This is a genomic window from Vibrio sp. 10N.261.51.F11, from assembly GCF_041471665.1.
Classification (GTDB): domain Bacteria; phylum Pseudomonadota; class Gammaproteobacteria; order Enterobacterales; family Vibrionaceae; genus Vibrio; species Vibrio crassostreae_C.
In genome coordinates this window covers 85,550-98,367 of the sequence record NZ_JBFROW010000003.1, presented here as the reverse complement: position 1 = coordinate 98,367, position 12,818 = coordinate 85,550, and the positions used below count along the sequence as shown (strand labels likewise).

At 42.7% G+C, this 12,818-nt stretch carries 12 protein-coding genes and 2 tRNA genes; 8 read left to right on the top strand and 6 right to left on the bottom strand.

All coding sequences use genetic code 11. From position 1 onward, the window contains the following. Positions 1–3: 3 nt before the first annotated feature. Genes AB4351_RS00950 through AB4351_RS00940 form a run of 3 tightly spaced genes read left to right on the top strand, consistent with a single transcriptional unit; the run spans position 4 to position 2,395 of the window. Positions 4–1,290: a hypothetical protein gene (locus tag AB4351_RS00950; protein ID WP_372124803.1), complete on the top strand. Its 1,287-nt coding sequence runs from the start codon at positions 4–6 to the stop codon at positions 1,288–1,290. 38 nt (positions 1,291–1,328) lie between these two features. Further along, entirely contained in the window at positions 1,329–1,946 is a 618-nt protein-coding gene (locus tag AB4351_RS00945; RefSeq protein WP_372124802.1) for a hypothetical protein, read from the top strand. Positions 1,947–1,948: 2 nt separating this feature from the next. Further along, positions 1,949–2,395: a hypothetical protein gene (locus AB4351_RS00940; protein ID WP_372124800.1), complete on the top strand. Its 447-nt coding sequence runs from the start codon at positions 1,949–1,951 to the stop codon at positions 2,393–2,395. 522 nt (positions 2,396–2,917) lie between these two features. On the opposite strand, the gene AB4351_RS00935 is transcribed toward AB4351_RS00940, so the two are convergent. Further along, positions 2,918–2,994 (bottom strand) — tRNA-Val (locus AB4351_RS00935). A gap of 70 nt (positions 2,995–3,064) precedes the next feature. Continuing rightward, a tRNA-Val gene (locus AB4351_RS00930) sits at positions 3,065–3,141 on the bottom strand. 758 nt (positions 3,142–3,899) lie between these two features. Here AB4351_RS00930 and AB4351_RS00925 point away from each other — a divergent pair. Continuing rightward, a complete protein-coding gene (locus AB4351_RS00925; protein WP_372124798.1) occupies positions 3,900–4,913 on the top strand; it encodes a porin in 1,014 nt (337 codons plus the stop codon). Positions 4,914–5,040: 127 nt separating this feature from the next. Here AB4351_RS00925 and AB4351_RS00920 read toward each other — a convergent pair whose 3' ends face one another. Then, positions 5,041–5,700, bottom strand: a complete 660-nt coding sequence (locus AB4351_RS00920; RefSeq protein WP_229647280.1) for a DUF2726 domain-containing protein — start codon at positions 5,698–5,700, stop codon at positions 5,041–5,043. Positions 5,701–5,973: 273 nt separating this feature from the next. Here AB4351_RS00920 and AB4351_RS00915 point away from each other — a divergent pair, with 273 nt between their 5' ends. After that, positions 5,974–6,159, top strand: coding sequence for a hypothetical protein (locus tag AB4351_RS00915; protein WP_017059179.1), 186 nt, complete (start codon positions 5,974–5,976; stop codon positions 6,157–6,159). Between the two features lie 153 nt (positions 6,160–6,312). Here the strand turns inward: AB4351_RS00915 and AB4351_RS00910 are convergent, their stop codons facing one another. Beyond that, positions 6,313–8,277 (bottom strand): diguanylate cyclase domain-containing protein, encoded by a 1,965-nt coding sequence (locus AB4351_RS00910; RefSeq protein WP_371724473.1) that lies wholly within the window; start codon positions 8,275–8,277, stop codon positions 6,313–6,315. 260 nt (positions 8,278–8,537) lie between these two features. Here AB4351_RS00910 and AB4351_RS00905 point away from each other — a divergent pair, with 260 nt between their 5' ends. Next, positions 8,538–9,644: a M20/M25/M40 family metallo-hydrolase gene (locus AB4351_RS00905; protein WP_017059177.1), complete on the top strand. Its 1,107-nt coding sequence runs from the start codon at positions 8,538–8,540 to the stop codon at positions 9,642–9,644. Positions 9,645–9,752: 108 nt separating this feature from the next. On the opposite strand, the gene AB4351_RS00900 is transcribed toward AB4351_RS00905, so the two are convergent. Together AB4351_RS00900 and AB4351_RS00895 are read right to left on the bottom strand one after the other, a co-directional pair. Further along, entirely contained in the window at positions 9,753–10,175 is a 423-nt protein-coding gene (locus AB4351_RS00900; protein ID WP_019824122.1) for a DUF3859 domain-containing protein, read from the bottom strand. 78 nt (positions 10,176–10,253) lie between these two features. Beyond that, positions 10,254–10,622, bottom strand: coding sequence for an ATP-binding protein (locus AB4351_RS00895; RefSeq protein ID WP_017065537.1), 369 nt, complete (start codon positions 10,620–10,622; stop codon positions 10,254–10,256). A gap of 275 nt (positions 10,623–10,897) precedes the next feature. On the opposite strand from AB4351_RS00895, the gene metA reads away from it, so the two are divergent. Continuing rightward, positions 10,898–11,839: a homoserine O-succinyltransferase gene (gene metA / locus AB4351_RS00890; protein ID WP_017066439.1), complete on the top strand. Its 942-nt coding sequence runs from the start codon at positions 10,898–10,900 to the stop codon at positions 11,837–11,839. A gap of 168 nt (positions 11,840–12,007) precedes the next feature. Continuing rightward, positions 12,008–12,775 carry a type IV pilus biogenesis/stability protein PilW gene (pilW, locus tag AB4351_RS00885; RefSeq protein ID WP_017065536.1) on the top strand — a complete coding sequence of 256 codons (768 nt, stop codon included), beginning with the start codon at positions 12,008–12,010 and terminating at the stop codon, positions 12,773–12,775. Positions 12,776–12,818: the final 43 nt, after the last annotated feature.

Here is a 12,818-nt window from a genome sequence, read left to right as displayed (position 1 = left end):
CAAATGAGCCTCAGCAAAGAGTGGTTTGACCAACGCGACCAATTTATCGCTCAGCAAAAAGAGCAAGGGTGCTTTACGCTAGAGCAAGCACTTGAAGAGCTCGTTGCAACGCTACCCTATTTTTTTGACCTTGATATTTTAACTCAAGGTCAATTTACAACCGCAACAACAAACTTCACGCAACTGACGCCGCTAGGGGGAATGTTCTTTGTAGAGCAATACCAGAAGATCTTTATCACTCCATCCAGCCTAAGCAGACTTAAACAAGCGCTCGAAAGATGGGACAACTTCACTATTGATTACCCTTTATATCAGTCTGACATGTTGGGCAAGCTTTCCGTTAGAAACCAAACTCACGTTAAATTTAGAGTGGATGCCAGACGCTTTAAACACAAAATGACGTTTCGAATTGAAGAGTCTCGCAGTGAAATGGCAGCATTCCTTAATAGTAAAAGCACTAACCAGCTAATGAATATTTGGAATGACTTTAGCCAGTGTGTTGCCTTGCTTGAAAATGAAGATAAGTCGCCAACCAACAGTGAAATCGCCACCGACAGTGATGCCATTGAAACACTGTGTGCACCCTGGCACCCTCTCGTCCAACGCTATTTTCGTAATAAAATGCATGAATTAGGTTTTGAACATAACCTAAACGTTCTCAAGCAAGAGATTGAATCCAAGTACTCCACGGCGAGCTCGGAATGGAGCGACATTGATAGCGTTTTCGACGTGGTGAGACCTGCTCGACAAAGCCAAGCTGAAGAGCTACCGCCAAACTCGTCAGAAGAGGTTGAGGTTCAACTTATCACACCTAAATCTGTCAATAAATTTGGTCTGGTTGAGCTGGAGCACATTGAAGCGACACGCCGAAAAGCACTGCAAGTACAACGTTATAGCCCAGTTAATCCAGGCGATGTATTGCTGTACAAAAGCGCAGAGCGAAAAACCGTCAAGGTCACCTACTATTCCATTGAAGATCAACACACGTATTTATGCTCCGAGCTGTTTGCAGTGTTACGTGCCAAAGGCAATGAACATTGGGATGGCAAACGACTGTTTCTTTTCTTGACCTCACGCGCAGGGCAAAGGCTGCTTGAATACACCTTTCGCGACTTTTCTGTCAACGAACTGGCGCAGATTCGCCTCCGTCCTCGACAGCTCAGCAAACTCCAGATTCCGCAGCTTAACTCGCAGAGTGCAAGTGAACTTGACGATAAATACAGCCAACTCACCAAATTGCTGCAACAGAAAGCTGATATTGAACAGCAGATTGCCAATTTGATGAAGTGAAATCAAAGCAACCAGAACTCGATTAAAAAAGGAACTGTATGAGTTACCCAGAACAACAGGCAACACAGGAAGAACTCAAAACCCTAGAAAAGTTGGACAATATGACTAAGGAAGCAAAGCCGATATTCATCAAAATAACACCCACCTCACCGGTGTTGCCTCAGACGCTGGATGATGACTTATCAGAAGGGCAAGAGCGGCTGCTACTTGCAAAGTGTCCAACTATTCATTTGTCCGTGACCACCAGCCATAAACAGATCACGGCATTTTTGATTGAACTGTTCGCCTATTATTTCGAACTACCACAGAACAAGATAAGACCTGATAGTGACCTGGCCGATGATATCGAGCGCATGGTATGGGCTCGAGAGCTGGGTGTGTCGTTTGAGGACGTCACCTACGGTCGGGTATTTTGTGGTCAAGACGAAGATGGTAATGCCGTCGGCGGCATGGAAGATAAAGGTATCATGATTGCGACGATGTTTATGCTCGACTTTTCCGACCTTGTTGGCATTATAGAAGTGGACAATACGGCCGACGCGACATTTGAGGCAATGGATGATGAGTTTGGTAGTTACTACGATTGCGCTACGATTTCGGATTTAGCGGATTTGATTTTCACTGTTTGTGAAAAGTTAAAACTAACACAGGAATAACCATGAGATATCAATGGAAAAAATTAAATAACCAACAAAAAGGAACATATGGTGAGTACTTTGCAAAAATGGAATTTACCATGTTCGGTTTCGAAGTTTACACAGCGGAAGTAGACGATAGAGGAATTGACTTTATCGCGCGCAAAGGTGGCAAGTTTTTCGAAGTTCAGGTTAAGACTATCACTAATGAAAATCAGCAATTTATTACTGAATCAAAATTTAAATCTAGTGCTAGTTTCTTGGTTGTTCTTGTTCGCCTCGTCGAAGGGGAAAGCCCTACGATTAGCGTATTTTCCGGGGACATGTGGTGCTCTGAGGATGGTTTACTCATTTATAAAAGTTATGAAGGCCTAAAAAGTGCGCCTGAATACCGAATACAATTAACGAAGGGGCGTGTCCCATTGTTAGAAAAGTACTCCTTTGAAAATTTTGCAGCAACAATCCATTAATCAACCCAGATAGCAGTCTTTGAACGGTGTTAAAAAATAATTTATTAACAAATAAGGATAAGTGTCGCACAGCCGACACTTTATCTGGTTTTTGAACAAGCCCGCCCTACATTAAGTAAATTGCTCGGATATGCAGAAGAAAGTCTCCCAACACTGATTGATAGACGAGCGACACCAAGAAGTAACGAGGGTCATCATTCGGTACTTGCAATCCATTCTTTGCCAAAACTCAGCTTATGCGAAACGTGTAGATTAGAGCACTGAATCTAAATGATTTTTGTCCAAAAGTAAGCTGAAGTCTGAGGGCTTATTGGCAACTTATTTCGTTCTTGTAAAACTAACCGTATCCATTGAACGTGGGCACAGCATGGGCACGAAAGGAACTAATTGTGCCTAACCAGACAAGAGTCAGCTGAAACAAAACCATTGAGGCTGATACGAAATGAATAACTATGCAAATGTGAGAGGTGCAAAAAAGCCCACACTAGGTGGGCTTTTTTGCTTGTTCATAAAGAACGAATTTGGTGCCCGCTACTGGACTCGAACCAGTGACACCTTGCATGTCATGCAAGTACTCTAACCAACTGAGCTAAGCGGGCGATGTTCTAATTTCTTATTACTACCATTGTGACAAACTCAATAGTTATGCAATAAAAACTAAAGAAGGAATGGTGCGTCCGAGTGAACTCGAATCACCGACCCCCGCCATGTCAAGGCGGTACTCTAACCAACTGAGCTACGGACGCATTCCCTTAGAACGCCAATGATGATATCTATGATAAACAGATGGTGCAAGTATTAACTGGCATCTTGCGATTCGTTTGCTCACTTTGCAATCAAAGACATAACAACATGTCGACTTTACACCCAGATTATCGTCAAACCGCTGAAAAACAAAGTTTAGTTAGAAAAAATTCTAATCCTTGATGACAACCAATTAACTAACCTAATGTGTTCAATTTGGGATTTTTGTTGTCTATACCGTTTTTCTTGGCCTTTACAGTAACCATACAGGTATAGATCAATGCCTATATTTAGTGTCAAAAATTTTGCTTGCCCACTGGGTTACCGTAGTATTTTGATCATTATAAGTGAAAGGCACGCAGAGGCTTTGTAACTCACTGAAATACATCATTCATAAAAATCACCACGATTTTGTAATCGTCGTCATCGAATTACTAGGCCGCAATGACTAAATTCGGATTTTTCATATAAAGTGGCCGGGTTATTACCAACATACATAAATACGATAGCACTCTATAGTCGAAAAACATCAGCTACAATTAATCTCCCTCAAGAGCAACAATCTATAAGCAATTCAAAACCCAACCCCACACATCATAGCTATTTTGAATACATACAGCACAGTAATACATAATGAAATTTGCATAATGGTAAAGCGCGCCTATATTCATAACCTGTAGGAATCAATAATCTAAATTCAATGCTATACGTGAATTTATGGTTTACGATAAATACAAGTGTGAAAAATAGGGAATAAATTATGAAAAAATCACATATCGCCATTGCAGTGGTGAGCATACTATCGACATCTGCCGTATCGGCAGCGACCATTTATGAGACAGATGAAACAGTATTCAATATCGGCGGCCGCGCAGAAGTTCGAGGGAATTTCTCTGATGAGAATAAAAGTGCTGGTAATAGTAGCACCTATAGTGATAGATCACGTGTCCGCTTAAGTGTCGATGGCACACAAAAAGCGTCGGACGATGTTTCCTTTTTTGGGAAATATGAATTCGAACTAACAGAGTCTGAAGATGGCGCATCAGATGATATCGGCATTAACACTCGATTCTTATATACGGGTGTTCAAACCAATCACGGTAACGTCTATTATGGCCACCAAAATAATGCCGTTACCTACTTAACCGATTGGACGGATATGGCTGAAACCTTCAGCGGCTATATCAATGAATACACGGTGTCGACTGCTGATCGAGCAAAAAATGTTTTACGTTATGAACTGACAAGCGACAACATCACCTTTCAAATTGATGGCAATTTCAATTCAGATAGTAAATCAGCACAAAGTGACGGCTTCGGTGCAGTTGTCGCCGGCAGCACTTCGATTGGGTTAGATATTGGCGTCGGTTATGCGTCAAGTGATGAAACCTATGGCGTTGGGACAGATACAGAAACTTCTGATGCCTATATTGGTGCGGTTAAGTACACCAACGATCAGGGGGTTTGGTTCGCCGCACTCTATCAATTTGGTAGTATTTCAGGTCTAGGCGTAAAAGATTCAGACTACGATTCTGCCGATGCTTACTTGGGATACTCGTTTGGTGTCAACACCGTCAACCTGACCTACAGCTACTTTGAAGCTGACGATATTGCAGATTACGACATTAACTTTATCGGTCTAGAATACGCACGTTATATTGGCGATGTGGCCTTCTTTGGTAGTTATAAGTTTAACATGTTAGACGAGGGCGAAGGTGGGCAAGGCGATAACGACGAAGATGAGCTACAGCTCGGTATGCGTTACGCGTTTTAGTCTAAACCAATCCACTTAATATTAGTAAAGCCGAGCATAATCAATGCTCGGCTTTTTAGTTTGTATAACTTATTCGTATCTAAGCGATTGAATCGAGTCCAACCGGATGCATTACTATCGATACCAACTATTCTTCAACATCGAATACAACGTTGTAGTTTTCGGTATAGGTGCAGTTTGGCTGGCGGCTACAAGTGAAGAAGCGTCGGCCTTTGTAATCGCCTTGGCTTGCCAGTTTGATGATCATTGGGCTACCACACTTCTTACAAAATCGCACTTCTTTTGATGGCTCGATTAAATCGATGTGTGCTGCCAGTAAGCTCTTCAAACGGCTCACTTGGTAGCTGTGTTTAATAGATGCACCAATCAGAGGTAAACCTGCCGATTTACACACGTGAATTAGTAGCTTTTCGCGATCGACTTTCCCTTTATTGAGCTCTTTGCCGTTATCAAGTTCGATAATAACGCGGGGCTCTAGCGTTCGCGGGTCGCAAACAACAAAGTCGAAGTAACTACGTGAGATCTTGTTGTTGGCGATAAACCAATTCTTCTTATTGTTCGTCTTAGCAGGAACAAGTACGTTCGACATGCTGACTTTAGCAAACACTTCCCCATGGTTACCCACAGCTGATTTTAGCGCATTATAGAATGTCGCCTGTTGCGCCGACATCAACGCGCCTTTCTTCTGATAAGCGTGGTCTTTGGTGTCATCGTGTTTCACCACATACTTTTGAATAAAGTAAAAGAACACAACCAGAACAATTACAACGATAAAGATATTAGTCATTTTCCAACACAATCAAGTCTGTATAGGGATTAAGAGAGTAGCTAGCGTATGTAGAAAAGCATCACCTGGCAAGCAAAAGAGCGAGAGTCGCCAACCAGAATCACGACCTTTGAGCGCAGTGCCCAACGAGAAGTCGCTCCTTCACTAGACACACCTCTCTTATTTTGATAATTAAATCATCAATTACACTCTAGATTGATTTAGATCAATTCACCTAGATTTGTGATCAACTAGCCTGAAAAACGTTAGGCAAATGTTAATAAGGAAATTGATATGGAACTTAAACAAGACCCAAGATGTTATACTGACGTATGTGTAGATGGTAAATGGTTCCACTATGACCACTGCGGAACCCAAGCCTACATGTTAAAGGGAGGAGCTTCGGCTGTGATTGAACTCGCTAGCGAACCAGCGACAGAAGGCGAATTGGTTGAAATGCTTCAAGGTGTCGCTAAGTAACTCATTTAGAAAATGTTGATATAGATAAACTCGACATATCGCTAAGTAAACCCCACTTCTCACTCAAATTTTGATATTAGCGATCTCAGAGTGTTCCAGAAGCCATTCTTATCTCACGAAGATCAGAATGGCTTTTTGTTTCCAGATTAGCGATTAACTTTCAGCAATGATGACTTGATTCCTACCCGACTCTTTCGCTTGATATAGTGCATCATCCGCGGCTTTGAGGTACTTCTTGTAAGTATCTTGATTGAGTTGCTCATGAACAATACCAATCGACGCTCCTATCGATGTGGTGAGGTCTAAAGAGCCGGAGTGCGTATCAATGGGTGTTTCAGAAATAGCTAAACGGATAACGTTCAACTGTTGCTCAGGATCAATGGAACCAGACAGCAACAAAACAAACTCTTCCCCACCCCATCTTGCCACTACATCGTTTGTTGATAAGATTTTCTCTAAACGCTTAGCGACTTCCACCAGCACTTGGTCACCAATATCATGGCCATAAGTGTCATTAACTTGTTTGAAGCGGTCTAAATCTAGAATAGCGAGCGTATACCCAAACGACGACAAATGATGTGGCATCGGCTGAGTTAACCGTTGCTCTAAGTAACGCCTATTGTATAAGCCTGTCAGTTCGCATCTTGTTGATTGCTTAAGTAGTTCTTTGTTGGTCTTCTGGATCGAGCGTAACCTTATCAATAGTAACGTGGCGCTTATCATCACCATGATACCCAAAGCGACAACGATTCGATTCCGTAATTGCTGCTTATCTAATGTCAGCTCACCCAACTCTTTTTCTGCGTTAAGCAGTTCGTTTTCTTGAGCTAATGATGCCGTAGCGAAATCTTGCTCGAGTAAAAAGATATCACTCTGGCGCTTATCAAATAGCAGCGCTTTATTACCCTTGTAATAGAGCTTGAAGTAGCGAAGTGCGTTCTCGCTGTCGCCTCTTGAATCATAGTATTCAGCAAGTGTTCTTAAGCCGAGGACCTTCCAGCTGCGAGTCCCCACAACATCGAACATTGCAGACGATCGCTTTAGATCAGCAAAAACAAAATTATCTTGGTTCAAACCAATGTTCGCTAAGGCTCTATTTAGGTAACACTGCCCCAATTGAAGTGTGTATTTGTCCACGCCTGGGTATCTAAGACACAAGTTTGCGACTTGTCGTGCTGACTCAAAGTTCTTTTCCGCCAACAACACATCACTCTCTGCTTTTAATAGGATGATTTTGTATCGTTCACTCACGTTATCGCCATTTAGCTTAGCCGCACTTTGATATGCTTCTCGGCCTTTGACTAAATCACCACTGCGCAGATAAGCAAAAGACTCATTCACATGCAGCACGCCGATGGTAGACGCTTCGAGTAGTCCACTCTTGTAATAGAGCTTTTTGGCTCTTTTAATCAGCTTGAGCGCTTTAGGCCAGTCTTCCAAATAGATATAAAGCAGTGCCATATTTGACACTAACTTGCTGTTGTAGATGTGATGAGGGTACTTCTTACCAAGGTCTAAACCTTTATGGAAAAAGTATTGAGCTTCAGGAAAGTCATTGCGGATGTTATTGATGACACCAGCCGTGTTATAGGCCTTAATCAACAACTCTTCATAGTGAAGCGATTCTGCGATATCTATCGCAGCTCTGATTTGGATTTCAGATTCCGCTAGCTCACCCGTACTGATGTATTCGATCGCTAATTCAACGAGAGATTGGGCCTTTAACCAACCCATATGTTCGTGTTGTGCGAGTGCTTTAATCTGCCTGACGTATTCGGAAACCGCTTTGGTATCCAACTTATGTTGCGCGAGGTTCGACAAAATCATCAATTCGTAAGCACGATAGATGGCTTTATCTTGGTCTGGGAACTTGGCTTGGAGAGCCTCAAGTTGTAGGGAAGCTAAATTAGGGTCACCACGAGATACATCGAGAATATCGATCAACGCAGATCCATATTGAGAGAGTGATAACTCTTTCTCTGGACTATAAACACTCGGGTTTTCAGGGCGAATATGCTTTAAATCGTCGTCATAAGTTGGATAGAGCAAATACAGCCCCAGCACAATACTCATCAGCACCACGAAAAGGAATGAACCTAACACATTGTTTCTATTCATTTATCAGGGCCATTATTGATTGAATTCCAATTTTATTGACGTTTTTTAAGAGCGGTCAAACATTATACCCGACAGATATACAGATTAAAATCCTGCGCACTGGTGGATCTGAATTGGGTTTTTCTCATTAATTAGAATAATCAGGCAACTTTCTTGATTTAACTCAGACAATCATCTACCTCATTGGCGTTATAGTGATTTTCCTGTTCCTACCTCCGCGGCTTCTTTTTGAACAAGCGGAAGCATAATGAGAATTAACAATGACCCAAATTAATGAACAACGTCTTGTAGAACATTTCTGCGATCTAGTGAAAATTGATAGTGAATCTCGTAACGAAAAAGCGATTGCTGAAGCTTTGGCTGAGCAACTCGGTGAACTAGGTTTTGAAGTTCACAAACTGGCGGTTCCTGAAGAAGTGTCTAATGGTTTCAACATCTACGCTCGTCTAGATGGCACTCTTCCAGGTAGCACAGTGTTCAGCTGCCACATGGACACAGTAACGCCAGGCATCGGCATTGAGCCAATCATCGAAGACGGTATCATCCGTTCAAAAGGCAACACAATTCTAGGTGGTGACGACAAGTCTGGTATCGCAGCTATCATGGAAGCGGTTCGTTGCATTAAAGCTGAAGGACAAGAGCACAAAACTATCGAGATTGCATTTACTGTATTCGAAGAAGGCGGTCTGTTCGGCTCTTTGAACTTCGATATGTCTTACATTCAATCTGAGCACGCAATCGTACTTGATACAGGCGGTCCAATTGGCACTATCGTAAACGCAGCGCCTGGCCAGCAGAAGATTGTTGCTAAAATCAAAGGTCGCCCTGCTCACGCTGGTTTAGCACCAGAAGAAGGCATCAGCGCAATTCAAGTTGCTGCAGACGCTATCACTAAGATGAACCTACTTCGTATCGATGAAGAAACGACAGCAAACGTTGGTATTGTTGAAGGTGGTCAAGCAACTAACATCGTAATGCCAGAGCTTAAAGTCGTGGCTGAAGCACGTTCTCTAAACGGCGAAAAGCTAACGGCTCAAGTTGAACATATGATCTCTACATTCCAAGAAAGTGCTAAGCAGTTCGGCGCTGAAGTAGAAATCGAATCAACTCGTGCTTACGATGCATTCGTTATTGCAGACGATCATCCGCACATTCTTTCTATCAAATCGGCGTTTGAGAAGCTTGGCGTCACAGCGAACACTAAACGCACTGGCGGCGGTAGCGATGCAAACAACTTCAACGCAAAAGGCCTGACAACAGTTAACCTTTCTACTGGTATGGCGAAAGTTCACACCACTGAAGAGTACATTGCAGTGAAAGACATGGTCGCAATCACTGAGTTTGTTGTGGCTTACGTAACGCAATAATCGAATCCATTAGTTAGGTAGTCACTTCTATCTAGCACAATGAAAAAAGCCGAGACATCATCACGATGCTCGGCTTTTTGTTGTTTAGGTGAACATAGAAGGTCGAACCTAAAATCCTCTACGCTTCCAGAATTGGCCTTCGTCTTTTGCTACTAGGTCGAATGTCTTGTCGGCGATGATGTTGCCTTTTAGCTCAACCGTCATGCGCCACTTTCCTAGCTTGTTCGAAACAGGAGCCCAGATAGTGTCACCTAAGTAGAAATCCCAGTCATTGTTACCGACATACTCCTCACCATCAAACGGTTCGAGCACTTCACCTTTGTCTGTGGTGATGTTTGGGTGATAAATGCAGTAACGGATCTTCTCACCTTTGGCTTTTTTGATATTCAGGATATAGCCAAACTCTACGTCGATTTCAGCATCAACGGTGGTGGTGAACTCTTGGATTTTTGGAAGATCTTTAGATTTTGAATCCCATGTGGAATAGATACCATAAGACGTCATGTCGACCACAACAGAGCGCTTTGCCATTTCAATCGTTACCTTGAAGTTGTTCTATTAATTTAATTCTATTTGCCATTCAGCCACGCAAGCAGAAGAAGAACGAGGCTATTCTTGCCAGTCTTTCGCCATACGCTTAATTACTGAAGGTTCAATGTCGTGAATAGTGCCATATTGCTCTCGGCACACTTCGATAATTAATTCTGCTTTATATTTGAGTGCAAGTTGGCGGTAGGCTTTCATTTCCCAATGCTTAATAAAGGTATTCGAAACAACCACATCAAACCCTTGCTTTAAGCCGTTTTCAGCTGTGTTTTGACACCACTCATGAGCTTGTTGCAGCTGCCTAGGATCAAAATGGTACTCACCTTGCTCATTCACATAATACATATCGGCTTCGACATGCAATGCATCGTAGGTTTTTGCTTTTGTTGATTTGCCAGAACCGGGCAACCCTCGAATGAGTATTAACTTCATCTGTCACTGTACAGGCTAATTTGAAAACATGAGTTTATCGTAAATAGTAACGAGTTGCTCTGATAACTGCCTCTGCTCAGCATACGAAAACCAAGTACTTACACACGACTCAGACAATCACTGAATACAATGAGACTCCCCTCGAAGCGCGTGGATTACTTCTGATAGAAAACACAAATAATTTACATCTATCCATTTTGCATATCGACAAGCGTATCAAACTACTATAGATTTAGATGTATAGACGTCTACATATCTAGCTTAGGGAGAAAGCTGTGCCTATTCGCATTCCAGACCAATTGCCAGCATCCGATGTTCTTCGTGAAGAAAACATCTTCGTTATGCCGTTATCAAGAGCATCGACACAGGAAATTCGTCCACTTCGAGTCTTGATCCTCAACCTAATGCCGAAGAAGATTGAAACTGAAACTCAATTTTTACGCCTACTATCGAACAGCCCATTGCAAGTGGATGTAGAGCTGCTGCGCATTGATGACCGACCAAGTAAAAACACACCGACTGAACACCTTGATAACTTCTACCGCCAATTTGAAATGGTCAAAGAAAGAAACTTTGATGGATTGATCATCACTGGTGCGCCGCTTGGCTTGGTTCAATTTGAAGATGTGATCTACTGGGACCATCTGAAAACCATCATGGAATGGGCAAACAAGCACGTTACTTCAACGCTATACGTGTGTTGGGCGGCTCAGGCTGGTTTGAAATTACTCTATGATTTGCCAAAACGCACTCGTAAAGAGAAGCTGTCTGGTGTTTATAACCACGAGATACATAACCCATACCACCCTATTTTACGTGGCTTCGACGATACATTCTTAGCTCCGCACTCTCGCTATGCGGACTTCTCTCAAGAGTACTTAGCGGAACATACTGACCTTGATGTTCTTGCAACTTCTGATGTTGCAGGCGTATACCTAGCAGCAACCAAAGATAAGCGAAACGTGTTTGTAACGGGTCACCCTGAGTACGACTCTCACACACTTCACAATGAGTATATTCGAGATTTGGGTGAAGGCATGGAGCCTGTGATACCAATCAACTACTACCCGAATAACAATCCAGACAACAAACCGGTTGCAAGCTGGCGCAGCCACGGACACTTGTTGTTCTCAAACTGGCTAAACTACTGCGTTTACCAACAAACGCCTTACGATCTGGATCATTTCAGCGAAGACAACTTTACCAAAGACGATTAAGTTCTTTCTTCCGATTCACAAACACATAAACCGTGTTCAGTATGTTGTTGATAAAACGACGAATTGGACGCGGTTTTTTTATGGTGTGTGGGTCGCATTCCATGATAGATTTACGACTTCAATGGGTTTGATTTCATATGATGGGTTGGTGTTCATAAGGAGCTTCACATGCCTGCCAAGCCATCATTTTCAAATCCGATTTCGTTGTCCCGCCCTCTTTCGTTATCAAGTGTGGTACTACTTGCCTCGCTTTCCTTGGCCGGTTGTGTCTCTGTCACTGAAGGACCGCCAAAGATTGAAAGTGATCCTATCGCGATGTCTGAATCTCGAATCGAATTAGGTTTGGGCTATATGGGACAAGGCAATATGGTGAGAGCGCGTGAAAACCTTGAGCTCGCGATTAAACACGCACCTAGCTACTACCGTGCTCGGCTTTCAATGGCGCATTACTACGAACAAGTGGGTGAAGTAGATGAAGCGAGAAGCACTTACCGCAAAGCACTCAGTCTTGATTCAAGAAATGGCAATGTATTGAACAACTACGGTACCTTCTTGTGTAAACAGGGCGAATACGAACAAGCCGATAATTACTTCAATCGCGCCATCGACCAACCCTACTACTACTTGGTGTCTGCAAGTTATGAAAACGCCGCGTTTTGCGCATTTAAGGCTGGCAATACCGACCAAGCGAAGTACTACTTCAGCAGAGCGATTGACCACGATCCAAACCGCGTAAAATCGATACTACAGTTATCAAAAATTGAAGTGAGTGACGCCGATTACAATGACGCTCGAATCCGTTTATTCAAATTCCACCAGCGTTATGGCTATCAAATTCCATCGCTTAAAATCTTGGTCGATCTCGAAAACAAAGCAGGTAACAAAGCTCTAGAGCAGAAATATCAGAGTAAGTTAGATGAGTTGCTTTCTGCTTAGCGCATATGAAAAACACAAAAAACGGGCTTGTTGCGTTAACAAC

What these genes read in the sequence shown, in the direction of transcription:
- AB4351_RS00920 (WP_229647280.1), bottom strand. Translation starts at nt 5,700, where the DNA reads ATGACTAATATCTTTATCGTTGTAATTGTTCTGGTTGTGTTCTTTTAC.
- pilW (WP_017065536.1), top strand. Translation starts at nt 12,008, where the DNA reads ATGCCTGCCAAGCCATCATTTTCAAATCCGATTTCGTTGTCCCGCCCT.
- AB4351_RS00915 (WP_017059179.1), top strand. Translation starts at nt 5,974, where the DNA reads ATGGAACTTAAACAAGACCCAAGATGTTATACTGACGTATGTGTAGAT.
- AB4351_RS00895 (WP_017065537.1), bottom strand. Translation starts at nt 10,622, where the DNA reads ATGAAGTTAATACTCATTCGAGGGTTGCCCGGTTCTGGCAAATCAACA.
- AB4351_RS00925 (WP_372124798.1), top strand. Translation starts at nt 3,900, where the DNA reads ATGAAAAAATCACATATCGCCATTGCAGTGGTGAGCATACTATCGACA.
- AB4351_RS00945 (WP_372124802.1), top strand. Translation starts at nt 1,329, where the DNA reads ATGAGTTACCCAGAACAACAGGCAACACAGGAAGAACTCAAAACCCTA.
- AB4351_RS00905 (WP_017059177.1), top strand. Translation starts at nt 8,538, where the DNA reads ATGACCCAAATTAATGAACAACGTCTTGTAGAACATTTCTGCGATCTA.
- AB4351_RS00940 (WP_372124800.1), top strand. Translation starts at nt 1,949, where the DNA reads ATGAGATATCAATGGAAAAAATTAAATAACCAACAAAAAGGAACATAT.
- AB4351_RS00900 (WP_019824122.1), bottom strand. Translation starts at nt 10,175, where the DNA reads ATGGCAAAGCGCTCTGTTGTGGTCGACATGACGTCTTATGGTATCTAT.
- AB4351_RS00910 (WP_371724473.1), bottom strand. Translation starts at nt 8,277, where the DNA reads ATGAATAGAAACAATGTGTTAGGTTCATTCCTTTTCGTGGTGCTGATG.
- AB4351_RS00950 (WP_372124803.1), top strand. Translation starts at nt 4, where the DNA reads ATGAGCCTCAGCAAAGAGTGGTTTGACCAACGCGACCAATTTATCGCT.